General features: G+C 68.8%; 20 protein-coding genes. 11 read left to right on the plus strand and 9 right to left on the minus strand.

Going from position 1 to position 25,283, the window contains the following annotated elements:
- Positions 1 to 104: 104 nt before the first annotated feature.
- The 3 genes from lysA to argH all read right to left on the minus strand — a co-directional run bounded on the left by lysA (position 105) and on the right by argH (position 3,090).
- Entirely contained in the window at positions 105 to 1,373 is a 1,269-nt protein-coding gene (gene lysA, locus C507_RS0107650) for a diaminopimelate decarboxylase (protein WP_018699089.1), read from the minus strand.
- Positions 1,374 to 1,425: 52 nt separating this feature from the next.
- A complete protein-coding gene (locus C507_RS23040) occupies positions 1,426 to 1,614 on the minus strand; it encodes a lipoprotein (protein WP_156829192.1) in 189 nt (62 codons plus the stop codon).
- 66 nt (positions 1,615 to 1,680) lie between these two features.
- Positions 1,681 to 3,090, minus strand: coding sequence for an argininosuccinate lyase (gene argH / locus C507_RS0107660; protein ID WP_026318930.1), 1,410 nt, complete (start codon positions 3,088 to 3,090; stop codon positions 1,681 to 1,683).
- 60 nt (positions 3,091 to 3,150) lie between these two features.
- On the opposite strand from argH, the gene tlpA reads away from it, so the two are divergent.
- Together tlpA and C507_RS0107670 are read left to right on the plus strand one after the other, a co-directional pair.
- A complete protein-coding gene (gene tlpA / locus C507_RS0107665) occupies positions 3,151 to 3,813 on the plus strand; it encodes a thiol:disulfide interchange protein TlpA (protein WP_018699092.1) in 663 nt (220 codons plus the stop codon).
- A gap of 126 nt (positions 3,814 to 3,939) precedes the next feature.
- On the plus strand, positions 3,940 to 4,167 hold the full coding sequence (locus C507_RS0107670; RefSeq protein WP_018699093.1) for a hypothetical protein: 228 nt from the start codon (positions 3,940 to 3,942) through the stop codon (positions 4,165 to 4,167).
- Positions 4,168 to 4,230: 63 nt separating this feature from the next.
- Here the strand turns inward: C507_RS0107670 and C507_RS0107675 are convergent, their stop codons facing one another.
- Positions 4,231 to 5,073, minus strand: a complete 843-nt coding sequence (locus C507_RS0107675) for an ion channel (RefSeq protein WP_018699094.1) — start codon at positions 5,071 to 5,073, stop codon at positions 4,231 to 4,233.
- A 185-nt stretch (positions 5,074 to 5,258) separates the two neighbouring features.
- On the opposite strand from C507_RS0107675, the gene C507_RS20720 reads away from it, so the two are divergent.
- Positions 5,259 to 10,709, plus strand: a complete 5,451-nt coding sequence (locus C507_RS20720) for an alpha-2-macroglobulin family protein (protein ID WP_018699095.1) — start codon at positions 5,259 to 5,261, stop codon at positions 10,707 to 10,709.
- A 13-nt stretch (positions 10,710 to 10,722) separates the two neighbouring features.
- Positions 10,723 to 12,855: a penicillin-binding protein 1C gene (pbpC, locus tag C507_RS0107685; RefSeq protein ID WP_018699096.1), complete on the plus strand. Its 2,133-nt coding sequence runs from the start codon at positions 10,723 to 10,725 to the stop codon at positions 12,853 to 12,855.
- Positions 12,856 to 12,927: 72 nt separating this feature from the next.
- Here the strand turns inward: pbpC and C507_RS0107690 are convergent, their stop codons facing one another.
- The 3 genes from C507_RS0107690 to C507_RS20730 form a co-directional block, all read right to left on the minus strand.
- Positions 12,928 to 13,416 carry a hypothetical protein gene (locus tag C507_RS0107690; RefSeq protein WP_018699097.1) on the minus strand — a complete coding sequence of 163 codons (489 nt, stop codon included), beginning with the start codon at positions 13,414 to 13,416 and terminating at the stop codon, positions 12,928 to 12,930.
- On the minus strand, positions 13,413 to 13,766 hold the full coding sequence (locus C507_RS20725) for a DUF883 family protein (RefSeq protein WP_018699098.1): 354 nt from the start codon (positions 13,764 to 13,766) through the stop codon (positions 13,413 to 13,415). The genes C507_RS0107690 and C507_RS20725 overlap by 4 nt, the downstream gene beginning before the upstream one ends.
- A gap of 180 nt (positions 13,767 to 13,946) precedes the next feature.
- Positions 13,947 to 14,159: a hypothetical protein gene (locus C507_RS20730; protein ID WP_018699099.1), complete on the minus strand. Its 213-nt coding sequence runs from the start codon at positions 14,157 to 14,159 to the stop codon at positions 13,947 to 13,949.
- A gap of 289 nt (positions 14,160 to 14,448) precedes the next feature.
- On the opposite strand from C507_RS20730, the gene topA reads away from it, so the two are divergent.
- From topA to rpmG, 6 genes are all read left to right on the plus strand, one after another.
- Complete coding sequence (gene topA, locus C507_RS0107710) at positions 14,449 to 17,100, plus strand: type I DNA topoisomerase (RefSeq protein ID WP_018699100.1); 2,652 nt, start codon at positions 14,449 to 14,451, stop codon at positions 17,098 to 17,100.
- Positions 17,101 to 17,131: 31 nt separating this feature from the next.
- On the plus strand, positions 17,132 to 19,435 hold the full coding sequence (gene rnr, locus C507_RS0107715; RefSeq protein WP_018699101.1) for a ribonuclease R: 2,304 nt from the start codon (positions 17,132 to 17,134) through the stop codon (positions 19,433 to 19,435).
- Complete coding sequence (locus tag C507_RS20735; protein ID WP_018699102.1) at positions 19,432 to 19,890, plus strand: DUF983 domain-containing protein; 459 nt, start codon at positions 19,432 to 19,434, stop codon at positions 19,888 to 19,890. The genes rnr and C507_RS20735 overlap by 4 nt, the downstream gene beginning before the upstream one ends.
- Positions 19,887 to 20,621 (plus strand): NUDIX hydrolase, encoded by a 735-nt coding sequence (locus C507_RS0107725; protein WP_018699103.1) that lies wholly within the window; start codon positions 19,887 to 19,889, stop codon positions 20,619 to 20,621. Before C507_RS20735 ends, C507_RS0107725 begins: the two co-directional genes overlap by 4 nt.
- A 3-nt stretch (positions 20,622 to 20,624) precedes the next feature.
- A complete protein-coding gene (locus C507_RS0107730; protein WP_018699104.1) occupies positions 20,625 to 21,794 on the plus strand; it encodes an MFS transporter in 1,170 nt (389 codons plus the stop codon).
- Positions 21,795 to 21,994: 200 nt separating this feature from the next.
- Positions 21,995 to 22,162 carry a 50S ribosomal protein L33 gene (gene rpmG, locus C507_RS0107735; RefSeq protein ID WP_018699105.1) on the plus strand — a complete coding sequence of 56 codons (168 nt, stop codon included), beginning with the start codon at positions 21,995 to 21,997 and terminating at the stop codon, positions 22,160 to 22,162.
- A 159-nt stretch (positions 22,163 to 22,321) separates the two neighbouring features.
- Here rpmG and C507_RS0107740 read toward each other — a convergent pair whose 3' ends face one another.
- Complete coding sequence (locus C507_RS0107740; RefSeq protein WP_026318932.1) at positions 22,322 to 22,693, minus strand: response regulator; 372 nt, start codon at positions 22,691 to 22,693, stop codon at positions 22,322 to 22,324.
- A gap of 169 nt (positions 22,694 to 22,862) precedes the next feature.
- Between C507_RS0107740 and C507_RS0107745 the strand changes: the two genes are divergently transcribed.
- A complete protein-coding gene (locus tag C507_RS0107745) occupies positions 22,863 to 24,158 on the plus strand; it encodes a DNA polymerase IV (RefSeq protein WP_018699107.1) in 1,296 nt (431 codons plus the stop codon).
- 2 nt (positions 24,159 to 24,160) lie between these two features.
- On the opposite strand, the gene C507_RS0107750 is transcribed toward C507_RS0107745, so the two are convergent.
- Positions 24,161 to 25,042, minus strand: coding sequence for a cell envelope integrity EipB family protein (locus C507_RS0107750; RefSeq protein WP_169508955.1), 882 nt, complete (start codon positions 25,040 to 25,042; stop codon positions 24,161 to 24,163).
- Positions 25,043 to 25,283: the final 241 nt, after the last annotated feature.

A 25,283-nucleotide genomic window follows, 5' to 3' on the forward strand; every position in this document is an offset into this window, starting at 1 on the left:
GACCCGTCCCGCCGGGCGATTTGAAGGCAGGGCGCTCGCAATGGCGCCGCCGAAAAGGCGTCCCAGGACAGACGGTTCGGGCATTTGCCGGAGAGTACGCGCGCTCAGGCGAGCCAGTCCGGCAGGCTGTCGAGACCGATCAAATCTTCGTAAGCCGGCCGGCGGCGCACCACGTGGAAGGCGTCGCCGTTGACCAGTACCTCCGGCACAAGGAGCCGCGTGTTGTAGGTGCCCGCCTGCACCGCGCCGTAGGCGCCGGCGGTCATCACCGCGAGGAGATCGCCGCGCTCCGCTGCCGGCAGATCGCGGTCGAGCGCGAGATAGTCTCCCGTCTCGCAGACCTGGCCCACCACATCGGTCCTGACCTTCGGGCGCAGCGCCACCGCCTCATCCACCGGGCGGATGTCGTGGAACGCGTCGTAGAGGGTTGGACGGATCAGGTCATTCATCGCCGCGTCGACGATGAGGAAATCCTTCTCCTCGCCGTGCTTGCGGTAGATGACGCTGGTGACGAGGACGCCCGCGTTGCCGGCGATCATCCGGCCCGGCTCCAGCACGATGGTGCAGCCGAAGCGGTTGCCGTGCTTGCGGATGATGTCGGCGTAGGCCTCGGGACGCGGCGGGGCCTCGACCGAATTGTCATAGGGCACGCCCAGGCCGCCGCCGAGATCGACGTGGAAAATTTCGTGCCCGTCCTCGCGGAGCTGGTCGACCAGCGTGCCGAGCACGTCGAAGGCCTGGTCGAAGGGCTCCAGGCTGGTAATCTGCGAGCCGATGTGGGCATCGACACCGGTGATCTTCAGGCCCGGCAGCTTCGCCGCCCGGGCATAGGCCTCGCGCGCCTTGTCGAAGGGAATGCCGAACTTGGTCTCGCGGTGGCCGGTGGCGATCTTTCTGTGGGTCTTCGGATCGACGTCCGGATTGATGCGCAGCGATACCGGAGCGACGAGGCCCTTTTCCATGGCGATCGCCGAGATCCGCTCCAGCTCCGGTTCCGATTCGGCATTGAAGCAGAGAATGCCGGCATCCAGCGCCGCCGCGATCTCGCGGTCGGTCTTGCCGACGCCGGAGAAGACGATCCGATTGCCCGGCACGCCCGCCGCCAGCGCCCGGCGCAGCTCGCCCTCCGACACGACGTCCATGCCGGCTCCGAGCCGGGCGAGCGTCGCCAGCACGGCCTGGTTGGAGTTCGCCTTCATGGCGTAGCAGACCAGCGCCGGCAGCCCGTCCATCGCCTCGGTGAAGACGGTCATGTGCCGGGTCAGCGTGGCGGTGGAGTAGACGTAGAAGGGTGTCCCCACCTGCTCGGCAATCGCCGGCAGCGGAACGTCCTCGGCGTGCATCACGCCGTTGCGATAGTCGAAATGGTGCACCGGGGGCTCCGAAAATCAGGACCGGACGCGGCAGGGCCGGCAGATCAGCCGGCTACTGAACCAGCGGATCGAGGATGAACTTGCGGCTTCCGTCCGGACCGAGCTCCGGTTCGGCCTGGGTGCCGGGCTCCGGCGGCGGCGGCGCGTACGGCCCCGCTTTCCGGCCGCACGCCGACAGGCCGAGCACCAGGCCCATCGCCACGGCCCCAATCACAACAACGCGCCGATCCGCTCCAACCACGATCGATCTCCCCGCTGACCCGGCGCACGCGTCGCGCGCCGGCCGCCCGCTCGTTCCGTCGAAAACTCAGCCCCTTGATCGGCCGGAGCGGGGCTTCTGGTCAAGGCGTCGCCGCCAGCGCTTGACCTGATTGCGCACGTTCTTCGGCGCCGTGCCGCCGTAGCTGGTGCGGCTGGCCACCGACTTGGCAACGGAGAGCACGCCCTTCACCCGCTCGTCGATGCGGTCGTCGATGGCCTTCATCTCCTCCACCGTCAGTTGGTCGAGGGCGCGGCCGCTGTCCGATGCCAGCGCTACGACGCGCCCCGTCACGTGATGCGCCTCGCGGAACGGCAGCCCACCCTCGCGCACCAGCCAGTCGGCAAGATCGGTTGCGGTGGAATAGCCCTGGCCCGCGGCCCGGCGCATGGCTTTCTCGTTGGGCACCAGGTCGCGCATCATGCCGGTCATGGCCGCCACGCAGAGCGACAGGGTCGGGAGCGCGTCGAAGACCGGCTCCTTGTCCTCCTGCATGTCCTTGGAATAGGCCAGCGGCAGCCCCTTCATCACGGTGGCCAGCGTCGTCAGCGCGCCGAGAATGCGACCGACCTTGGCGCGCACCAGTTCGGCGGCGTCCGGGTTGCGCTTCTGCGGCATGATCGACGAGCCGGTGGTGAACTTGTCGGAAAGCTGCACGAACGAGAACGGGGCCGAGCACCAGACCACGATCTCCTCGGCCAGGCGCGACAGGTGCAGCGCGCAGATCGAGGCAGCCGCCAACGATTCCAGTGCGAAGTCGCGGTCGGAGACGGAATCGAGCGAATTCGCCGTCGGGCGGGCGAAGCCCAGCGCCTCGGCCGTGGCGAAACGGTCGATGGGGAAGGCCGTACCGGCAAGGGCCGCCGCCCCCAGCGGGCTCTCGTTGAGGCGCTCGCGCGCATCGGCGAAACGCCCGCGGTCGCGCCCGATCATCTCCACGTAGGCCATCAGGTGATGGCCGAAGGTCACCGGCTGCGCGGTCTGCAGGTGGGTGAAGCCCGGCATGATGGTGGCGGCATGCTCCTCCGCCTTGTCGAGAAAGGCCAGCTGCAGGTCGGCAAGCGCGGCATCGATGGTGTCGATGGCGTCGCGCACCCAGAGCCTGAAGTCCGTGGCCACCTGGTCGTTACGCGAGCGCGCGGTGTGCAGCCGGCCGGCGGCGGGGCCGATCATCTCGGCCAGCCGGGCCTCGATGTTCATGTGGATGTCTTCGAGTGCGCGCGAAAAGGTGAACGATTCGTCGCGGATCTCGGCCTCGATGGCATCTAGACCTTCGAGGATCGCCTCTCCATCTTCCTTGCCGATGATGGACTGCGCCACGAGCATCCGGCAGTGGGCCCGCGAACCTGCGAGATCCTGCGCGAAGAGCGCCTTGTCGAAGGCGATCGAGGCGTTGATCTCCTCCATGATGGCGTCGGGGCCGCTTTCGAACCGACCGCCCCACATCCGATTGCTCATGTCCGCACTGCCTTCGTCGACGCGCCTGTGATCACCGACCGCCAAGGACACCCCGAACCCATGTCAGAGCCGTCCCGACAGCCTCCCCGCTCCCGCCGCATCGCGGCGATAGCCGCTGCCGCCGTTGTCGTCGGCGCCGTGGGGGCTGGCGCGGTATACGTGACCGGCGGCTTTGCTGGCAACGGCAGCGGCGGACAATGCGCGGCGGCCGCCGCGCTTGCCGGACCGATCGAAGAGGCCGCGACGGGCACCGTTGCGGGCTTCCGGCCGCTGCAGGAGCCCGTCGATCTGTCCGCTCTCGCCTTCCGCGACGGCGACGGCAATGAAGTCACCATGGCGGATTTTGAAGGCCGCACGGTGCTCTTCAATCTCTGGGCCACCTGGTGTCCGCCATGCCGGGCGGAAATGCCGTCGCTCGACGCGCTGGAGGCGAAGCTCGGCGGCGAGGACTTTCAGGTTGTCGCCGTGTCCGTGGACACCCAGGACGACGGCCGCGCCGAGGCCTTCTACGCCGAGACCGGGCTCACCAATCTCGCCTTCTACATCGAGCCGACCATGACGATGTTCGCCTCGCTCAAGCAGCAGGGCCTCGCCCACGGCATGCCCACGACGATGCTGGTCGATGGCGAGGGGTGTGCCGCCGGCATCCTCAGCGGGCCGGCGGAATGGGACGCCCCGGAGGCCGTGCGGCTGGTGCGCACGGCGCTCGATCAGGCCACCTGATCCATCGCCGGCCCCTGGCCGAAAGCGACCGTCCGGCGCATTTGTTCTCCGCCGCATTTGTTCTAGTCTCCGCCGCGATCCGGTTCGGGCCGTTCCGGCCGGCGTGACGTCGAGGGAGAGATTGCGATGTGGGTTGTCACCGCACTGGTCGTGCAGATGTTCGCCGCGCCGAGCGCATGGGTCGTCACCCAGGCCGGATCGTTCGACACCAAGGAGGCCTGCGAGGCCGCCATCGCCTCCGCCGTCCCGTCCAAGCTCGAGGCTGACGACCTGAAGCGGTACGAGGACGGATTCCAGGTCTACCAGTGCGTCAAGGCCATCGGCCCGAACGACCACGAGCCGCCGGTCAAGTAGCGCTGCGCGCAGAAGCGGAGGAGAGCGGCCGCGCGAGGCTGACGCCCGGCCGCCTTCCCTCTCCTACCATTCGCCTTCGGTCGGAATGTTGAGCGTCTCGCCGCAGTGCTTGCAGTGGACCGCATCCGGATCGTGACGGTTGAGCCCGCATTCCGGGCATGCGTGGACCACCTTGGCCGGACGGAAGATCGTCTGGACCAGGCGCAGGAACAGCCCCACCCCGAACGCCATGATGATCACCGCCAGCACACGGCCGATCGTATCGGTGAGCACGATGTCGCCGTAGCCGGTCGTGGTGAGGGTCGTGACGGTGAAATAGAGCGCGTCGAAATAGGTGTGGATCTGCGGGTTGCGATCGTCCTCCAGCACGAACACCACGGCCGTCACGACGAAGATGAACACGCACAGGTTCACCGCCGACTGGATGACTTCCTCGTTGCGCAGGAACCATTTGGAGTAGCGGCGCAGGTCCTTCACCACGTGATAGGAGCGCAGCAGCCGCAGCATCCGGATGACGCGCAGGAAGCCGAGATTGTCGATGAAGGCGCTGGCGAACAGGCTGGCGATGACGATCAGGTCGGCAATCGCCGTGAACGTGTAGAGAAAGCGCAGCGGCCGGTTGGCGATCATCGCGCGGGCGATCAGATCGGCGACCAGGAAGGTGCCGATGATGTAGTCGGCCGTATGCCAGACCGGCCCGAGCTCCAGCGTGGCCGTCACCAGGAAGTAGGCGATCAGCACCAGGTCGAGCACCAGGAGGCCGACGCGAAAGCGCTGCGCGGCATGCGAATCGCCGTAGTAGAGCGCCCGCAAACGCGTCCGCAGCCCGCCCAGGGGCTCCTGGTCTTCGGTCTCCGCCGCTTCTGGCGCGTCCGCCTTGTCGGCCGTGGATGTCTCGTCGCTCACGCGGTGCCTTTGCCTCCTGCTCGTGCCCCCGCCCATAGCGCGTTTTGAAGCGGCCTGCACCCGCGGGGGCTGTCCCGCCCCTTCCCCCCACCCGCTGCGTTCATGAAATCTGGCGCCACCGGGTGTAAGATCGGTGGACGAGGGAACGTCCATCGCCGTCCGCGGCAGAATGGGGAGTGGGACGAATGGGTTGGCTCGGTTTTCGCCTGTCGGTGACAGCGGCGCTCGCGGCGGGAGTGCTGGTATGCGGCGGGGCGCTTGTCGGCCCAACCCCGGCGGCCGCGCAAGATCGCGAGATCGTCACCTACCGCGACACCGACCTGCCCGGCTTCGACTACCAGACCCTCAAGGAAATCCCGCTCGCCGTCTGCGAATCCGCCTGCATCGCCGACCGCCAGTGCCAGGCCTTCACCTACAATGAGCGCGCCCAATGGTGCTTCCTGAAGTCAGGGGTCGGTCCGCGCGAGCGCTATGTCGGCGCCATCTCTGGCGAGATCCACGCGGTCGACCGCGGTCAGGTGATCGCGGCGGACCCGCTGCCGCTCCCCGACCTGTCCTTCCTGCCTGAAGACACCGTGCGCGACGCCACCCGGCTGCGCGCCCAGGCCCTCGCGGCCATGCGGACCGGCCAGACAATCGGCCGCTTCGACCCGAACTATGCCCGCCGGCTGACCGACGGGGACGCCAGCGGCTGGACGGAAGAAGCGCGCGGCCTGCTGACCATCCAGACCGACGATTGGCGCCGCCAGCAACTCCTGCCGCAGGAGGCAGCCGCCTCCGCCTATCTTGGCCTGACGCGTGCCACCTCGCCGGCCCAGCAGGCGGCTGCCCTCGACGTGCTTTCCCGGGCGCTGGAACGCCAGTCGCTGTGGCGGCCGGCGATCGAGGCGATGCGGACGAGCCTCGCCATCGTCGAGACGCCCGGCGACCAGGATCGTCTGGCCGCCCTCAGGTCCGAACACGGCTTTCGCATCCTCGACTACTCGGTGGATTCCGATACGGCGAGCCCGCGCATGTGCGTGCAGGTCTCCGAGACCCTGCAGGGCGCGCCCGCCGACATCGCGAACTATGTCGGCGTGGAGGAAATCCGCGATCCCATCGTCTCCGTCGACGGCAAGCAGCTGTGCGTCGACGGGCTGAAGCACGGCGAGCGTTACCACGTGACGATCCGCTCCGGCCTTCCCTCGACGGTGGGCGAAAGCCTGGAGGCGTCCGCTCCCTTCTCCATCTACGTCCGCGACCAGTCGCCGACCGCGCGCTTTGCCGGTGGTGCCTACGTGCTGCCGAAGTCCGGCGCCGTCGGCATCCCTGTCACCACCGTCAACACCCGCGAACTCGACATCGAGATCCTGAGGATCGGCGACCGCGGCCTTGCCGGCACCGTGCGCGACGGCGACTTCAAGCGCCAGCTCTCCTCCTGGGAGGTCGAGCGCATCGCCGACAACACCGGCGCGCGGATCTGGTCAGGCGCCATGGACGTGGAGATGGCCCTCAACGAGGAGATCACCACGGCCTTCCCGGTCGCCGACGCGATCGATGCCCTGGAGCCCGGCGTCTACGTGATGACCGCCAAGCCGATCGAGGACACGACCAGCTGGGGCCAGCTGGCGACCCAGTGGTTCATCGTTTCCGATCTCGGCCTCGCGGCCATGTCCGGCAGCGAGGGGGTCGACGCCTTCGTGCGTTCTGTTGCCTCCGCCGAGGCACTGTCTGGGGTCGAGGTGCGCCTCATCGCCCGCAACGATCAGGTACTCGCAAGCGCCCGGACAGACGATGAAGGCCACGTCTTCCTGGCCAGCCGCACCGTGCCCCAGGCCGGGGACGGCATGACGCCGGCCCTTCTCGTGGCCGAAACCGAGGACGGCGACTACGCCTTCCTCGACATGACGGCGGCCGGCTTTGAACTCACCGACCGGGGCGACACGGGTCGCCCGGCTCCCGGCCCGCTCGATGCCTTCGTCACTCCCGAGCGCGGCATCTATCGCGGCGGCGAGACGGTCCATGTCACCGCCCTTCTGCGCTCCGACCGCGCCGTGGCCACCACTGGTGTGCCGCTGACGCTGATCGTGACCCGGCCCGACGGCGTGGAGGAGCGCCGCATCGTCCTGACCGGCGACCACGCCGGCGGCTTCACCACCGACATCGACCTCCTGTCGACGGCGATGACCGGCACCTGGCGGATTGCCGCCCATGTCGATCCGAAGGCCCCGGCCATCGGCGGCGCCACCTTCCTGGTGGAGGACTTCGTTCCCGAGCGCATCGAGGTCTCGCTGGAAGCAGCCGACGGGTTCGTGGAGCTTGGCGGCACGCTCGCCATCGACGTGGACGCCCGCTACCTCTACGGCGCGCCGGCCGCTGGTCTCGCGCTCGAAGGCGAGACGCTGGTGCGCCCCGCGAGCGCGGTTCCCGGCTTCGAGGGCTTCAGGTTCGGGCTGGAAGACGATCCCTTCACTCCCGAGCGTGCACCGCTGGTGGAACTCCCCCGCACCGGCCCGGACGGAACGGCCACCATCTCCGCCCCGATGCCCTCCGTGCCGGCCACAACGCGTCCGCTCGAGGCGGAGGTGACGGTGCGGGTGCGCGAGCCCTCCGGTCGCGCCGTGGAGGAAAGCCTGACGCACGCCGTGGCCCCGTCCGCCCCGATGATCGGCATCCGTCCCGGCTTCTCCGGCGGCCAGGTGAGCGAAGGCGCCACGGTGAGCTTCGAGGCCATCGCCATCGATACGGACGGCGCCCGTACGGATCTTGCCGGCGCCAGCTGGGAACTCCTGAAGGTCAACCGCCGCTACCAGTGGTACCGGGACGGCTCCGCCTGGAGCTACGAGCCGATCGTCTCCACCGAGCGGGTTGCCAGCGGCACGGTCGATTTCGCCACCCAGGAAACCGCCCGGATCTCCGCCGCGGTGGACTGGGGGACCTACCGGCTGGAGGTGACTGACCCCGACAGCGCGGCGACCGCGACCAGCGTCGGCTTCTCCGCCGGCTGGGTCAGCCTGTCGGCCCAGGCCGACACGCCGGACGTCCTGGAAGTGGGTCTCGATCGGGCCGACTACGCGCCCGGCGACACGGCCAGGGTGCGGCTCGATCCGCGCTTCGCCGGCACTGCGGTCATCTCCGTGGTCGCCGACCGGCTGCTTCACACCCAGACCGTCGACGTGCCGGCGGAAGGCACCTCGATCGACCTTGCCGTCGACGCGGCCTGGGGGCCGGGCGCCTACGTCACGGCGACGCTGTTCCGGCCGATGGACGTGGAGGCCGGCCGCATGCCGGCGCGGGCGATCGGCCTCGACTGGCTGTCGCTCGACCGGGAAGCGCGCACGCTCGACGTGTCCTTCGAGCTGCCCGATGTCGCCGAGCCGCGCCAGACCACCGTCGTGCCGGTCTCCATCGCCGGCATCGGCGAAGGCGAACAGGCCTATCTGACCGTTGCGGCGGTGGACGTGGGCATCCTCAACCTGACCGGCTACGAGCCGCCCGCCCCGGCAGAATGGTATCTCGGCCAGCGCCAGCTGGGCGTGGCCATGCGCGACCTCTACGGCGACCTGATCGATTCGCTCGGCGCCGTGCGCGGCCGCATCCGTTCCGGCGGCGGCGCCGGCCCGACATCGCTGGCCGCCGCTCCGCCCACCCAGACGCCCGTGTCGCTCTTCTCCGGGCTGGTCACGGTCGGACAGAACGGGCGCGCCGAGATCGCCTTCGACATCCCCGCCTTCAACGGCACGCTCAAGGTGATGGCCATCGCATGGACGAACGAGAAGGTCGGCGACGCCGCCGCCGATCTCGTGGTCCGCGACCCGGTGGTGGTCAGCGGCAGCTTGCCGCGCTTCCTGGCGCCGGGCGACGCCACCCGCATCCGCTTCGACCTCGACAATGTCGACGGGCCGGCGGGCGACTACGCGCTGTCCCTGGCCCCTACCGGTCCGGTGGTGCTCGACCAGCGCAGCGCCTCGCTCACGCTCGACGCGGAGGAGACGGCCACGATTGAGGTCGGCCTGTCCGCCGACGCGCCGGGCACCGGCACCATCACCGCGACCCTGCACGGCCCGGACGGCTCCGCCTTCGAGCAGACCTTCACCCTTCCGGTGCGGCCCGCCGCGCCGCCGCTCCGCGAGCGCCGCCTGCAGGCGCTTGCGCCCGGACAGCAGCTGTCGGTGGGTCCGGAGATGGCCGCCTCGCTGCTTCCGGACGATGCCCAGGTGACGCTTTCCGTCACCACCGGCGCGCCCATCGACGTGCCCGGCATCCTGATGGCGCTGGATACCTACCCCTATGGCTGCGTGGAACAGACCACCAGCCGGGCCATGCCGCTGCTCTACCTCGCCGAGGTGGCATCGGAGGTGGGGATTGCCTCCGATCCCGCCATCCGCGAGCGGGTCGACAAGGCCATCCGGCAAGTGCTCGCCCTGCAGGATTCCTCCGGCGCCTTCGGTCTCTGGGCACCGGTGGGCGGCGACCTGTGGCTGAACGCCTACGTCACCGACTTCCTGACGCGGGCCAAGGAGGCGGGCTACACGGTCCCGGCGCTGCCGCTTTCGATGGCGCTCGACACGATCCAGAACACGCTTTCCTACAGCTCGGACTTCCAGAGCGGCGAAGGCGCCGACGTCGCCTACGGCCTCTACGTGCTCGCCCGCAACGGCCGCGCCTCCATCGGCGATCTGCGCTACTTCATCGACGAACGGCTCGACGACTTCGGCACGCCGCTCGCCCGCGCCCAGATCGGCGCCGCCGTCGCCTTCTCCGGCGACCGGCAACGGGCGGAGCGGGCGTTTGCCTCCGCCGCCGGTGCCCTGCCACCATCGGGTGCAGACGACATCCCCGGACGGCGCGACTATGGCTCGCCGCTGCGCGACGCCGCCGCCGGGCTGACACTGGTTGCCGAATCCGCCGTCGACGCCGGCGAGGTCCCCGCCTTCGCCCGTGCCGTGACGGTGGCCAACGAGGCCCACGGCAACGTCCTCACCACCCAGGAGATGGCGTGGCAGCTGATGGCCGCCCACGCGCTCGGCGACAGTGAGAGCGGCCTCGACCTCTCCGTCGACGGCCTGCCGCACGGCGGCGCCCTCTACCGCGCCGTTTCCGTGCCGTCGCTGCAGCGCGACCCGCTGACCGTGACGAACCGGGGCGAGGTCACGGCCGAGGTGGCCATCACCGTGTCCGGCACGCCGCGCCTGCCCCTTCCGGCCGCAGCCAGCGGCCTTGCCATCGAGCGCGCCTACTACAGCCTCGACGGCGAGCAGGTGGATCCGCGCCAGGTGGCGCAGAACGCGCGGCTGGTGGTGGTGCTCACCGCCACGGAAGCGGAAGACCTGCCGGCCGAGTTGCTGATCTCCGACCTGCTTCCGGCCGGTTTCGAGATCGAGAACCCGTCGCTGGTGACCAGCGCCGATCTTGCCGCCTTCCCGTGGCTGCAGGCGGAGCAGACCCCCGCCTATACCGGCTTCCGCGACGACCGGTTCGTCGCGGCCTTCAGCCGCTCCGGCAACGGCGGCGACCCGATGATCGTCGCCTACATGGTGCGCGCCGTCTCGCCCGGCACCTTCGCGCACCCGGCCCCCCAGGTGGAGGACATGTACCGCGCAGGCCGTTTCGCCCGTGGCGCGCCCGCCTCCGTCACCGTTCGCCCTGTGCGGTGAAAGGCGACCTACGGTGACGGGAGGATCGGCCACGAGTGACAAGGGAGGCCGGCCGCGCCGCTTCTCCTGGCTGCGGCTGGCGCTGGGCGCCGGCGCGCTTGTCGTCGTCATCGCCGTCGGGAGCGCCGCGACGCTCTGGGAGCTGGACCGCCGCCACCCGCCGACGCTGGAGCCGTCCGGCCGCTCCTCGGTGATGGTGGTCGACCGCGCCGGAACGCTGCTGCGTCCGTTCACCACGCCGGCCGGGCGCTGGCGGCTTCCGGTCACCAGCGACGATGTCGACCCGCGCTATCTGGAGCTCTTGCTCGCCTACGAGGACAAGCGCTTCCACGACCATGTCGGCGTCGACCCGTGGGCGATGATCCGCGCTGCCGGCCAGTTTCTTACCACGGGCCAGATCGTGTCCGGCGGCTCGACGCTGACCATGCAGACGGCCCGCCTTCTCGACGACCGCCACGAGCGCACCCTCGACCGCAAGCTGGTGGAAATGGCGCATGCGGTGCAGCTGGAACGCCGGCTCTCCAAGGACGAGATCCTTGACCGCTACCTGGCGCTTGCCCCGTTTGGAGGCAACCTGGAGGGGGTACGCGCGGCGAGCCTCGCCTATTTCGGGCGCGAACCGGCGCGCCTGACGTTGGGTCAGGCGGCGCTGCTCGTGGCCCTGCCCCAGGCGCCGGAAAGCCGGCGTCCCGACCGGCATCCGGAGCGGGCCCGGGCGGCCCGCGACCGCGTCCTCGACCGGGTTGCGGAAGCGGGCGCCATCACCCGGCACGAAGCGGAGGAGGCGAAGCGCGAAAGGGTGCCCACCGCGCGCCGCCCGGTGCCGATGCACGCCCCGCACCTTGCCCGCCGGCTGGTGACCACCGAACCCGATGTCGCCATTCACCAAACCACGCTCGATGCGCGCCTGCAGCGCGAGCTGGAAACGCTGGCCGGTGAGTGGACCGCAACGCTCGGCCCTTACCTCTCCGCGGCAATCCTGGTGGCCGACATGGAGAGCGGCGAGATCCGCGCCACCGTGGGCTCCGCCGATTTCCTCTCCACGAACCGCCAGGGCCATATCGACATGACCCGGGCCGTGCGATCCCCCGGCTCGACGCTCAAGCCCTTCATCTACGGGCTCGCCTTCGAGGGTGGCATCGCCCACCCGGAGACGCTGATCGAGGACCGGCCGATCCGCTTCGGCGACTACAGGCCGGAAAATTTCGACGACACCTTTCACGGCACGGTCACCATCCGCGAGGCGCTGGAAGCCTCGCTGAACGTGCCGGCCGTCGCCGTCCTCGACGCCATCGGACCCAACCGGCTGGCGGTGCGCCTCAAGGGGGCCGGCGCCACGATCCGGCTGCCACGCATCGAGGCGCCGTCGCTCGCCATCGGCCTGGGCGGGCTGGGGCTGACGCTGGAGGATCTTGCCGGCCTCTACACCGCGCTCGCCCGCGGCGGCCAGCCGATCGCACTGCGCGCGGTGGCGATGGACGAAACGTCCGACCCGGCCGCCGGGACCGGTGAGCGTCTGCTCGACCGGCGCGCGGCGTGGCTGGTGGCCGACGTGCTGCGTGGCACGCCCCCGCCGGAGAACGCTCGCGGCGGTGAGATCGCCTACAAGACCGGCACGTCCTACGGCTACCGGGATGCGTGGGCGGTCGGGTTCGACGGAAAGACCGTGGTGGCCGTTTGGGTCGGCCGGCCGGATGCCGCGCCGGTGCCGGGTCTGACGGGCCGGACCGCGGCAGCGCCCCTCCTCTTCGATGCGTTTGCGCGGGTCTCTCCGGTCCGCCGGCCTCTGGCCGCGCCACCCGAGGGGACGCTCGTTGCCGACACCGGCACCCTGCCGCGCCCGCTGCGGCGCTTCCGCGATCCGCGTATGCCGGGCCGGGATCCCGCGCGGCCGGGCCTGACCATCGCCTACCCGCCGGACGGTGCAACCGTCGCCCTGTCCGGACCGGACGGTTCACGACAAAAGCTGGCGGTAAAGGTCGAGGGACCGGCCGAAAGACTGGTCTGGTTGGTCGACGGACGGCCAATAGCCGTGCCGGCGCATCGACGCGGGGCGCAGATCGACATCGCCCGCCTTGGCGATGTCCGCATCACCGTTCTCGACCCGGCCGGGGGATCGGATTCGGTTACCGTTACGGTGGAGTAGGCCAGGCAGCGGATGCAAAAAAGGCGGCTTACGCCGCCTTTCCCGTCTCCCTTTGCCGCCCGGACACGCCGTTCAGCTCTTTCGCCCGATGCCGAATCCGATCGCGACCGCAGCCGCCATTGCACCGAAGACGACAGACTTTTTCGGCGGCCAGACGCCATCGAGCATCGCGCCGCCGTCGTCGTCGTCATCGAAGTCATCGGGATTGTGCGACAGGCCTGCCGACGCTCCGGCCGGCTGCTTTCCCGCCGACGACGCGCGCGCCGCCGACGGCTCATCTAAAGGGGGCCGAACGACCACCCTCCTGCGTGGCCGGTTGAGCACCATCACGATGATGAGCAGCAGGACCAGAAAGGCGCCGGCGAGCGACAGATCCGCGATGATCGGATCGGCGCGTTCGGCGATGACGCGATGCAGGGCGTTGGCCAGGTAGATGACCATGCCCAAAAGCGCCATGAGCGCCGCCAACGACATGACGACCATGCGCACCATCCGGCGCACGGTCAGCTCCGCGTTGAGGCGGACGCCTGCCGTCAGCTCGGTGATGATGGTCGAGATCATCGGCGGCTGAGGAAGCCGAGGAACAGGCCGAAGCCGAGAGCCACGAGCACGGCGGTGAACGGGTTGCGGTGGATCGCCGCCTCGGCCTCCGCTTCGTAGGACTTCATCTCGCTGTAGGCGGCATCGCGATACTCGCGGCCCTGGCGCGCCATCTGGTCGGCACGGGCCTCGAGACGCTCGCGGAACGCACCGGCCTCTTCGCCGACCAGCGTCTTCACCGTCTCGCTCAGGCTGGCGATATCCGCCCGAAGGGCTTCCAGATCGCGCTGGACGTCATCGGTCTTCTTGCCGGCGCGATCGCTCGCGACCTTGGCGCGCTCGTCGGCCATCTTCGCTTCCGTCTCGGACATGTTCGTCTCCGTCGCTCATCCTGGATACGGCTGAGGACCCCAGCCACTCGCCCAGAAAACGGCCGCCGCAGCCAGAAGTTCCCACCGAGGATGGCATGCTGCGACGACCGGATGGTGACGAAACCCGTTCGGGTGGCAAAGCTGTTTCGCCCTACAGGGTTAAGGTCGGCGTCGGCCCGCTCAGGATTGCCGGGCGCGGTTGGCGTCGGCCTCGAGGGCCCGCGCGGCGGCCTCCTCCCGTGCCACGTCGAGAAGATAGGCGAGAAAGGCGAAGCCGTTGCGGTGCGCCATCATTGAGAGTTCGGCGCTCAGGCCCTCGATGTAGCGTGCCGCATCGTCCGGGGTGACCCCGGAGCTGTCAGCGCCTTTATCGTCCGGCATGGTACGCGCCATGAGTGCGGCCCTCCTGCTCGGTCTCCGGCCTTCGACGGAGCCTCGGTCCGACCTATATCATGACGTGCATTATCGCGTGAAGATACTCTCATTAGTTGCTCTACGGGAATTCCGGGGTAGCGGGTGGCGGAATGCAGCCTATTTGACAGGTCGCCTCGGATTCCGGATTGTCCGCCGCTCGGTCGGCTTCCAGGTCCCGCCCGGGTCGACCGGCGCGGGGGTTGCGCCGCTCGGCGGTTTCCCTGCTTTTCCAGCTGCACGCACTTTGTAAAAGATCGCGAAGGTATCGATGCACGTCGTTGTCGTGGAGTCGCCGGCCAAGGCGAAGACGATCAACAAATATCTCGGCTCGGATTACCATGTCCTCGCCTCGTACGGTCACGTCCGCGACCTTCCTGCTAAGGACGGATCGGTGCGGCCGGACGAGGATTTCGCCATGTCCTGGGCGGTGGACGCCAAGGCGCAGAAGCGGATCAACGAGATCGCCAAGGCGGTGAAGGGGGCCGACGCGCTGATCCTCGCTACTGACCCGGATCGCGAAGGCGAAGCCATCTCGTGGCACGTGATGCAGGCGCTGCGGGACAAGAAGGTCCTCAAGGACCAGCGCATCGAGCGCGTGGTCTTCAACGCCATCACCAAACAGGCCGTTACCGAGGCGATGCGCAATCCGCGCGCCATCGACACGCCGCTGGTGGATGCCTACCTGGCGCGTCGAGCGCTCGACTATCTGGTCGGCTTCACGCTCTCGCCGGTCCTGTGGCGCAAGCTGCCCGGCGCCCGCTCCGCCGGCCGCGTGCAGTCGGTGGCGCTGCGCCTCGTCTGCGATCGCGAGGCGGAGATCGAGCGCTTTGTTTCCCAGGAATACTGGACGATCGTGGCGAAGATGCTTACCGCGGCCGGCGAGCCGTTCGATGCCCGCCTGACGGGCGTCGATGGCAAGCGTCTCGAGAGGCTTTCCATCGGCACGGAAGCCGAGGCAACCGCGATCCGCGCCTTCCTCGACGACGCCGCCTACAGGGTGAAATCGGTCGAGGCGAAGCCGGCGCGCCGCAACCCGCAGCCGCCCTTCACCACCTCCACGCTGCAGCAGGAGGCCTCGCGCAAGCTCGGCTTCTCCTCCGCCCGCACCATGCAGATCGCCCAGCGGCTCTATGAGGGCATCGATCTCGGCGGCGACACCGTCGGTCTGATCACCTACATGCGGACCGACGCCGTCCAGATGAGCCAGGAGGGCATCCAGGGCATTCGTCGCGAGATCGAGTCCGCCTTCGGCAAGCGCTACGTTCCGGAAAAGCAGCGCAACTACGCCACCAAGGCGAAGAACGCCCAGGAAGCGCACGAAGCGATCCGTCCCACCGAAGTCTCGCGCCATCCCAAGGACCTGCGCCGTCTGCTCGACGACGATCAGGCCCGTCTCTACGAATTGATCTGGAAGCGCGCAGTGGCCAGCCAGATGGAATCGGCCGAGCTGGAGCGGACCACCGTCGAGATCGAGGCCACGGGCGGCGGCCGCAAGGCCGACCTGCGCGCCACCGGCCAGGTCATCAAGTTCGACGGTTTCCTGACCCTCTACCAGGAGGGCAAGGACGACGAGGAGGACGAGAACGGCTCGCGCCTGCCGCCCATCGAGAGCGGCGAGACGCCGAAGAAGACCGCCATCGAGACCAGCCAGCACTTCACCGAGCCGCCGCCGCGCTACACCGAGGCGACCCTCATCAAGAAGATGGAGGAGCTCGGCATCGGCCGGCCGTCGACCTACGCGAGCACCATGGCCGTGCTGCGCGACCGCGGTTACGTGGAGATCGACAAGCGCCGCCTCGTTCCCGAGGACAAGGGCCGGCTTGTCACCGCCTTCCTGGAATCCTTCTTCGACCGCTACGTGGAGTTCGACTTCACGGCCAGCCTGGAGGAGAAGCTCGACAAGATCTCCAACGGCGATCTGGCCTGGCAGGACGTGCTGCGGGAATTCTGGAAGGACTTCTCTACCCACGTGGAGGGCACCAAGGAGCTGCGCGTCTCTGACGTCCTGGAGGCGCTCAACGAGATCCTTGGTGACCACATCTTCCCCAAGCGCGCCGACGGTGGTGATCCGCGCGCCTGTCCGACCTGCGAAAGCGGCCGTTTGTCGCTGAAGCTCGGCAAGTTCGGCGCCTTCATCGGCTGCTCCAACTATCCCGAGTGCCGGTTCACCCGTCAGCTCAACCAGTCCAACGACGAGGCCGAGGCCGAGGCGGAAGGGCCGAAGGTGCTGGGCATCGACCCGGAGAGCGGCCTGCAGGTTACCGTCCGCACCGGCCGGTTCGGCCCCTATATCCAGCTTGGCGAAGCCGCCGAGGGAGAAAAGCCCAAGCGCGCCACCATTCCGCGCGGCTGGAGCGCCCAGACCATCGATCTCGAAGGGGCGCTGAAGCTCCTGTCTCTGCCGCGCGATGTTGGCGCCGATCCCGAAAGCGGCAAGATGATCACCGCCGGCATCGGCCGCTATGGCCCGTTCGTTCACCTGGAAGGCACCTATGCCAACCTGGAGAATGTCGAGGAGGTGTTCTCCGTCGGCCTGAACCGGGCCGTGACGCTGATCGCGGAAAAGCGCGAGAAGCGCGGCAAGGGCCGGTCCGCCGCCGCCGAGCTCAAGGCGCTCGGTGAGCACCCGACCGCCGGCGGTCCGGTGAGCGTGAAGGACGGCAAGTACGGCCCCTACGTGAACCACGGCAAGGTCAATGCGACCCTGCCGAAGGGAAGCGATCCGCAGGCGCTCACCATGGAGGAGGCCGTCGCGCTCCTGGAGGCCAAGGCCGGAGCCCCGAAGAAGGCGACGAAAAGCCGGTCGACGACGAAGGCGAAAGCCAAGACCTCGACAACGGCGAAGAAAGCCACCACTTCAACGAAGACCCGTGCCGCCAAGGGTGCGGGCAAGTCCGCGGCCAGCAAGGCAACGGACTGACCCATGACATCAAGCTAACGACGAGGCCCAGGTGGCCCGACAGAAGACAAAGAAAACGACAAACGATCTCCCCTCACGCGAGGCAATCCTCAAATTCATCGCCGAGAATCCCGGCGCAACCGGCAAGCGCGAAATCGCGCGGGCCTTCAACATCACCGGAGACCAGCGCATCGGCCTGAAGAAGCTGCTGCGCGAGCTCTCCGACACCGGCCTGGTGGAGCGGCGCGGCAAGCGCCTCGACCGTCCGGGCGTCCTGCCGAACGTCACCGTCCTCTACCTGTCCGGCACCTCCAGCGACGGCGAGCTCATCGGCGAGCCGACCGAGTGGGACGAGGCCGAGCATGGCGCCGCACCCAAGGTGATCGTGCAGACGGACCGCCGCGGGCGCGGCCGGGGCCGGCCAGGGCCCGCCCCGGGCGTCGGCGACCGCGTGCTCGCCCGGATCAGCGAGGCCTCCGACGACGACGCGCAGCAGACCGCGCGCATCATCAAGGTCATCGAGAAGAAGCCGGCGCGCATCCTCGGCGTCCTCTACGACACCGGCCGCGGCGGCCGTCTGGCGCCCATCGACAAGAAGCAGCGCGAGCTGACGCTTGAGCCCGATGACATGGGCGACGCCCAGGACGGCGAGCTGGTCGAGGTCGAGGTCAAGCGCACCGGCCGCTACGGACCGGCGAAGGCCAAGGTGGTCTCGCGCATCGGCTCCATGGAGTCTGAACGCGCGATCTCCATGATCGCCATCTACGCCCACGGCATCCCGCACGAGTTCCCCAAGGCGGTGCTCAAGGCCGCCGACAAGGCGCAGCCGGTGACCTCGCTCGACGGGCGGGAAGACTGGCGCGAACTGCCGCTCGTCACCATCGACCCCGCCGACGCCAAGGACCACGACGACGCGGTCCACGCGGAGCCGGACACCGACCCCGACAACGAGGGCGGCTTCATCGCCACCGTCGCCATCGCCGACGTCGCCCACTATGTGCGCGCCGGCTCGCCCATCGACATCGAGGCGGAGAAGCGCGGCAACTCGGTCTACTTCCCCGACTTCGTCGTGCCGATGTTGCCGGAGCAGCTGTCCACCGACCTGTGCTCGCTGCGCGAGGGCGAGGACCGGCCCGCCATGGCGGTGCGGATGGTCTTCGACAGGACCGGACGCAAGAAGAGCCACTCCTTCCACCGGGTGATGATGCGCTCGGCGGCGAAGCTCTCCTACCAGGAGGCGCAGGCCGCCATCGACGGCCATCCCAGCGACAAGAGCGGCCCCCTGCTCGACACCGTGCTCAGGCCGCTGTGGGACGGCTATGCCTGCCTGATGAAAGGCCGTGACGCCCGCGAGCCCCTCGATCTCGACCTGCCGGAACGCAAGATCCTCCTCAAGCCTGACGGCACCGTCGACCGGGTGATCACGCCGGACCGGCTCGATGCGCACAAACTCATCGAGGAGTTCATGATCCAGGCCAACGTCTGCGCGGCGGAGACCTGCCAGAAGGCCGATCTGGACATCCTCTACCGGGTGCACGACAGCCCCAGCCAGGAGAAGCTCGCCGCGCTGCGCGACTTCCTGACCACCGTGGACATGAAGTTCCCGAAGGTGGGCAACCTGCGCCCGGCCCAGTTCAACGGCATCCTGCGCAAGGTCGCCGGCACCGAGAACGATCACCTGGTCAACGAAGTGGTGCTGCGCAGCCAGGCGCAGGCCGAGTATACGCCCCAGAATATCGGCCATTTCGGTCTGAACCTGCGCCGCTACGCCCACTTCACCTCGCCGATCCGGCGCTACGCCGATCTGGTGGTCCACCGCGCGCTGATCCGTGCCGGTCGGCTCGGGTCCGACGGGCTCGCCGACGAGGACATGGGACGCCTGCAGGAGCTGGGCGGGGAACTCTCCGCGGCCGAGCGCCGCGCCATGGCGGCCGAGCGCGAGACCGTCGACCGGCTGATCGCCCACTGGCTGGTCGATCACGTTGGCGCGACCTTCAACGGCCGCATCGTCGGCGTGACCCGGGCGGGGCTCTTCGTCGCACTCGACGACAGCGGCGCCGACGGATTCATTCCGATCTCGACCATCGGCGCGGACTACTTCCATTTCGACGAGAGCGCCCGCTCGCTGGTGGGCAGCCGCACCCGGGTCCGCTACCGGCTCGGCGACCGGGTCGAGGTGCGACTGGTCGAAGCAGCCCCGATTGCGGGCGCTCTTCGGTTTGAGCTTCTCGGCGAAGGCCGGTATCAAGGTGGAAAGTCCCGTCCGCCGAAAAAGGGCGCGCCGCCCCGCAAGAAGCCGGCATCCGGCAAGAAGCAGACAGCCGGCAAGGGACGACGAAAGGCTCGCGCATCATGACCCAGTCGACGCCCACGTCCTACGGTACGGTCACCGAGGATCTGCCCGCCCGCCCGATCTGGCCCGCCGTCTTGCGCGGCGCGAAGGCCAAGTGCCCGGCGTGCGGCATCGGCTCCCTGTTCGAGGGCTACCTGACCGTCCGCGACCATTGCCCGGCCTGCGGCGAGGCGCTGCATCACCACCGCGCCGACGATGCCCCGCCCTATTTCACCATCGTGATCGTGGGCCACGTCATCGTCAGCCTGGTGCTCTCCGTCGAGGTGGCCTTTCATCCGCCGTTCTGGGTGCACGGGCTGCTCTGGGGGCCGCTGACGCTGATTTCCAGCCTGGCCCTCCTGAGGCCCATCAAGGGCGCCCTCGTGGCCTACCAGTGGGCGCTCTACATGCACGGCTTCGACCCGAACGCCCCGCCGGAAGGCCCCGTGCCGGACCCGGCGCTCGAGGCCCGTCAGTGACGGATTTCGCCCGCCGCCTGACCGAGGCGGAGCGCGTGATGCACCACGAAAACCGGCGGCCGAAGGATGCGGCAACGCTCCTCATCCTCGACCGCCAGGGCAAGGACGTTCACGTCCTGATGGGCAAGCGCCATCAGGGCCACGTGTTCATGCCGGGCAAGTTCGTCTTCCCCGGCGGTCGCGTCGACCCCACCGATTCCCGCGTGCCCATCGCCTCCGACTACGACGAGACGACCCGGCAGCGGGTCATGGCCCGGATGCGTGCGCCGAAGACCGCGGCCCGGGCCCGCGCGCTCGCCGTCACGGCGGTGCGCGAGACCTACGAGGAAGTCGGGCTGTTCATCGGCGCGCAGAGTGCGAAAAAGCTCGTCGGCGCCGACTGGGCGGCCTTCGCCGAGCGCTCGCTGCTGCCGGACCTCGCGCCCTTCCGCCTCGTCGCCCGCGCCATCACGCCGCCGCGCCGGCCGCGCCGCTTCGACACCCGCTTCTTCGCGATCTCCGCCCAGCACATTGCCGACCGGCTGCCGGAGGGCACCGGTCCCTCGGGCGAGCTGGAAGAGGTGCAATGGGTGCCGCTGCGCGACGTCGCGCATCTCGACATGCCGACCGTGACCAAGACCGTCATCGACGAGCTCCTGATCCGGCTCGACGCGGATCCCGACCTGAGGGAGGCCGGGCCGGTCTCCTTCTATCACTGGCGCGGACGCGGCTTCGTACGCGAGACGGTGTAGGCCGTGGAGACGGGGGCGGCGGACACGGCGGAACCCGGCTCATGGCGCGCCATTGCCGCGGCCATAGCCTCCATGACCGCCGTCGGCCTCTCCATCAGCCTGGGCATGCCGCTCCTGTCGCTGGTGCTTGAAGATCGCGGCATCTCGCCGGCGATGATCGGCATCAACTCCGCCGTCGGCGGCATCGCCTCGCTTCTGGTGCCGCTCGCCGTCCCACGTCTGGTGAGCGTGACGGGCACCGCGCGCCTCGCGCTGGCGGCGCTGGCCGCCATGGCGGCGCTCTTTCCCCTCTTCTACCTGGTCGCCGACTTCTGGCTCTGGTTTCCGCTGCGCTTTGCCTTCTACGCGGCGGCAACCGTTGCCTTTGCGGTCGGCGAATTCTGGATCAACGCTCTCGCCCCGCACGGCCGGCGTGGCCTGGCCATCGGCATCTACGCGACCGTTCTCTCGCTCGGCCTTGCCGCAGGACCCGCGATTCTCGGCCTTGTCGGATCGGAGGGTGTCGCGCCGTTCCTGATCGGCACGGCCATTTTCTGCGTCGGGCTGATCCCGATGGCGCTGGCGCGCGGACAGGCGCCGGGCGGACTGACCCGTCCGAAGACCAACGTGCTCACCTTCCTGCGCATCGCGCCCGCCGCGATCTTCGCCGTAATGGCCTTCGGCGCGGTCGAATCGGGTGGTCTCGCGCTGCTGCCCCTCTACGGGCTGGAACTGGGCTACCCGGAGCGGACTGCCGCGCTGCTGGTCTCCGCGGTGGCGCTCGGCAACGTCGTCACCCAGATCCCGATCGGACTCCTGGCCGACAGGGTCGAGCGGCGGCGCCTGCTGCTCATCTGCGCTCTTGTCGGGGTGGCCGGCGCGCTGGCCATGCCGCTGGCGGTAGACAATCTCGCGGTGATGTTCGCGCTTCTGTTCGTCTGGGGTGGGGTCACCGGCGGGCTCTATACCGTCGGCCTCACCCACCTGGGGGCGCGGTTCACCGGCTCCGACCTTGCCGCGGCCAACTCCGCCTTCGTCATGATGTACGCCGCCGGCATGCTTGTGGGCCCGGCGCTGATCGGGCTGAGCCTCGATCTGTGGCCGCCGCAGGGCTTCGCCTTTGCCGTCGCCTTCTTCTTCGCGGCCTACGCGATGCTGGCCGGCGTCCGGCTCGTCCAGGCGCGTGGCACCTGATGCCGGCAGCGCCCTGTCCTGCTTCCGCGCGATCCGCGCTTGACTTTGGCGGCGCGGTGACTAGGTTTCGCGCTTCACGAATTTCCGAGACTTGCGGAGCCGACGGCAACCGAAGCCTCGATCGATCCGCGTGAAGAGCGGCATCGGCCACCAGCCGGCTTGCCGCCCGTCAGAGTTCTCAAGCGCCAGGGACTGCCGACATGGCCAAGGCCACGACCATCAAGATCCGCCTCGTGTCGACCGCCGACACCGGCTTCTTCTACGTCACCAAGAAGAACTCCCGCACCATGACCGAGAAGATGGTCAAGCGGAAGTACGACCCGGTGGCCAAGAAGCACGTCGAATTCCGCGAGTCGAAGATCAAATAAATCCGCGTTCCATCGCGGAGCCTGAGGCGCCGAACGGCCTGGCCGTCCGGCGCTTTTTGCGTTTGAACGCGGGCGTTCGACCGGATTGTCGCGACCGTACGCACGCATGTGCCGGCCACGCCGCATCGGCCCTTGGCGACGCCGGGTCTCCGTCCCTGCTCAGTCCGCCCCGATGAACGTGCGGACGGTCTCCAGGAACTTGTCCACCGAGATCGGCTTGGACAGATAGGCCTCGCAGCCGCCCTGGCGGATGCGCTCCTCGTCCCCCTTCATGGCGAAGGCCGTCACGGCGATGACGGGAATCGCCTTGAGTTCGTCGTCCTGCTTGATCTGGCGGGTGACGTCGAGGCCCGAGACCTCCGGCAGCTGGATATCCATGATGATGAGATCCGGGCGCTCGGACCGGGCGAGCGCGATCGCCGTGGTGCCGTTGCGGCTTTCCACGACCTCGTAGCCCGACGCTTCCAGAAGATCATGGAAGAGCTTCATGTTGAGCTCGTTGTCTTCCACGATCAGAACCCGTTTCGCCATTCTACCCCCGAAGGACGCGGCGGTGGCGGCCATGCGGCCGGACTGATCCGATCTTCGAATCGACCGCGAACCGGCGCATGATAGTCTCCGCACCGCGGATGTGAACCGGATGGCCGACGGCGACCGTCCGACACCCTCTCCAGCAACCGATAGCACGGAGCGCGCCCGCATGCCGGGTCTCTGCCGCGACTGCCACAGGAGCTTTGCCGACGCGGCCGCCGCCCGCGCGCGCTGCCCCGCCTGCGGCAGTCCGCGCATCGTCGTGCACCGCTCGCTGGAGGCGCTCGCCATCGCGCACGTGGACTGCGACGCCTTCTATGCCTCGGTGGAGAAGCGCGACGACCCGTCGCTGGCCGACAAGCCCGTGATCATCGGCGGCGGCCGGCGGGGCGTGGTCTCCACCGCCTGCTACATCGCCCGCATTTCCGGCGTCCGATCGGCCATGCCGATGTTCAAGGCGCTGGAAGCCTGTCCGGACGCCGTCGTGATCCGGCCGGACATGGCCAAATATGCGGCAGTCGCGCGACAGATCCGCTCGTTGATGGAGGAGCTGACGCCGCTGGTGCAGCCGATCTCCATCGACGAGGCCTTTCTCGACCTCTCCGGCACCGAGCGTCTGCACGGTGCGCCTCCGGCCGTGACGCTGGCTCGCTTTGCCAGCCGCGTGGAGCGCGAGATCGGCATCACCGTCTCCGTCGGGCTGTCGGCCAACCGCTTTCTGGCCAAGTACGCCTCCGACTTCGACAAGCCACGCGGCTTCGTCGTCATCGACCAGGAGGAGGCCGTCGAACGCCTGGCCGACGAGCCGGTCTCCAAGCTTCCCGGCGTGGGCCCGGCCCAGGAAAGGACGCTGCGGGAAGCCGGGTTCCGGCTGGTGCGCGACCTGCAGCAGGCGTCGGAGGAAACGCTGATGCGTCGGCTCGGGGCCCAGGGCCAGCGCCTGGGACGCCTCGCCAACGGCATCGATGCCCGGCGGGTGGATCCCTCGGATGGCCGCAAGAGCGTCAGTGCCGAGACGACCTTCGAAAGCGACATCCGCGACGCCGCCACGCTCCTGCCGATCCTGCGACGTCTGTCGGAGAAGGTGTCCAAGCGGCTCAAGGCGCAGGAGATCGCCGGCCGGACAATCACCCTGAAGCTCAAGACCCGGGAGTTCAAGCTGACGACGCGGTCGCGTCAGTTGCCCGACGCAACGCGGCTCGCCGACCGGATCTACCGGACCGGCGCCGACCTGCTCGCCCGCGAGATCGACGGTCGTGCCTTCCGTCTGATCGGCATCGGCGTCTCGGAGCTGGAAACCGCGCGCAACGCCGATCCGGCCGACCTTCTGGAGCCCGAAAGGGCGAAGCGCGCCCAGGCGGAGCTGGCCGTCGACCGACTGCGCGGCAAGTTCGGCGACCGCTCCGTTGAACTGGGCCTCACCTTCAGACCGGAGGGTGGCGAGCGGCGCAAGCCTGCGAAGTAGGACTATTTGCAGGTCGAGCGCGGCAGGCGGTCGAGCTCCGCGAGCGTGCCGGTCAGCGAGAAGTTGCCGTAGTCCAGTGTCAGTGCCCGGCTGACACCGTTTTCGAACAGCATGAAGCGCAGCGTGTAGACCGGCGTGAGCTCGCCCGTCTCGCCCTTCGACAGGTCGAAATAGGACAGGTTCACGGGCCAGTGACGGTCGGTGCCGATGCTCTTGGCGAGCAGGCCGTCGTCTTCGCCGACCGGGTCCTCGGAGACCGCGCCGATGATGGCCGTGGTGGTGTAGACCTTCCGTCCATCCTCCGAGCCATCGTAGAGATCGGCCTCGACGATGCGCCTGTCCTCCTCGGCCGCCGCGATCAGGCTGACCAGGTGCTCGGTGGGAAACAGCACGTCCTTGTCGAAGCGGACCTTCGCCTCCTCGGGCATCGACAGCTCCACCGAAAGGCCGTCGGCGGTCCGCTCTGCGGAGCCCTTGGCCTCCTGCTGAAGCCGCTGGTCGGCAAATGTGCGGCTGAGGAACTCGAAGCTGTCGGCGTCCGCGCTCTCATAGGTGCTGGAGCGCAGGTCGGTGACGCGGCGCCCGCCATCCTGGTCGTCGATCTCGGTCACGAAGCGGCTGTTCACCGTGAACCCCTCGCAGACGGAGCCGGTGACCTCGAACACGAGCCGGCCGGACACCGACTGCACGTTGGACGAGGACGCGGCAGTCTCCAGGGCGATGTCGTAGACTGCGCGGTGCGCCAGAAGGCCCTTCGCGACTTCGGTGCGGTCCAGCGTCTCGTCGGAAGCCTTCACGGCGGACGTCGTGGGCAGGACGAGCAGGGCGGATGCCAGTGCGGCAGCCAGAAGGCGCATGGCGATGGTCCTCGCGAAACCGGTCATGGGGCCCGCCCAACGGGCGGCAAGGCGGCAGAGTGGACGGTCTCGCCTGCGGGATGCAAGCCCGATCGGCCGATGATCGCCGCGTCGGAAGGAAGCAATGGCGCACCGGACCGGAGAAACCTCTCGCCGGGCCCAAGGATAGCCCCGATCCGGGCAACCGGCCATGCGATTCGATGCTCTTGCCGCGCGGCCGTCCATCCGACATGAAGGGACGACATGCTCATGCGCACCCGAGGGGACC

Origin of the sequence: Amorphus coralli DSM 19760, from assembly GCF_000374525.1 — a bacterium.
Classification (GTDB): Bacteria; Pseudomonadota; Alphaproteobacteria; order Rhizobiales; family Amorphaceae; genus Amorphus; species Amorphus coralli.

Bases quoted from the DNA above. Each gene is read 5' to 3' on its own strand.
- argH (WP_026318930.1), bottom strand. From the start codon at position 3,090: ATGAGCAATCGGATGTGGGGCGGTCGGTTCGAAAGCGGCCCCGACGCC.
- tlpA (WP_018699092.1), top strand. From the start codon at position 3,151: ATGTCAGAGCCGTCCCGACAGCCTCCCCGCTCCCGCCGCATCGCGGCG.
- C507_RS0107670 (WP_018699093.1), top strand. From the start codon at position 3,940: ATGTGGGTTGTCACCGCACTGGTCGTGCAGATGTTCGCCGCGCCGAGC.
- C507_RS20720 (WP_018699095.1), top strand. From the start codon at position 5,259: ATGGGTTGGCTCGGTTTTCGCCTGTCGGTGACAGCGGCGCTCGCGGCG.
- C507_RS0107690 (WP_018699097.1), bottom strand. From the start codon at position 13,416: ATGATCTCGACCATCATCACCGAGCTGACGGCAGGCGTCCGCCTCAAC.
- C507_RS20725 (WP_018699098.1), bottom strand. From the start codon at position 13,766: ATGTCCGAGACGGAAGCGAAGATGGCCGACGAGCGCGCCAAGGTCGCG.
- C507_RS20730 (WP_018699099.1), bottom strand. From the start codon at position 14,159: ATGGCGCGTACCATGCCGGACGATAAAGGCGCTGACAGCTCCGGGGTC.
- topA (WP_018699100.1), top strand. From the start codon at position 14,449: ATGCACGTCGTTGTCGTGGAGTCGCCGGCCAAGGCGAAGACGATCAAC.
- C507_RS20735 (WP_018699102.1), top strand. From the start codon at position 19,432: ATGACCCAGTCGACGCCCACGTCCTACGGTACGGTCACCGAGGATCTG.
- rpmG (WP_018699105.1), top strand. From the start codon at position 21,995: ATGGCCAAGGCCACGACCATCAAGATCCGCCTCGTGTCGACCGCCGAC.
- C507_RS0107740 (WP_026318932.1), bottom strand. From the start codon at position 22,693: ATGGCGAAACGGGTTCTGATCGTGGAAGACAACGAGCTCAACATGAAG.
- C507_RS0107745 (WP_018699107.1), top strand. From the start codon at position 22,863: ATGCCGGGTCTCTGCCGCGACTGCCACAGGAGCTTTGCCGACGCGGCC.
- C507_RS0107750 (WP_169508955.1), bottom strand. From the start codon at position 25,042: ATGACCGGTTTCGCGAGGACCATCGCCATGCGCCTTCTGGCTGCCGCA.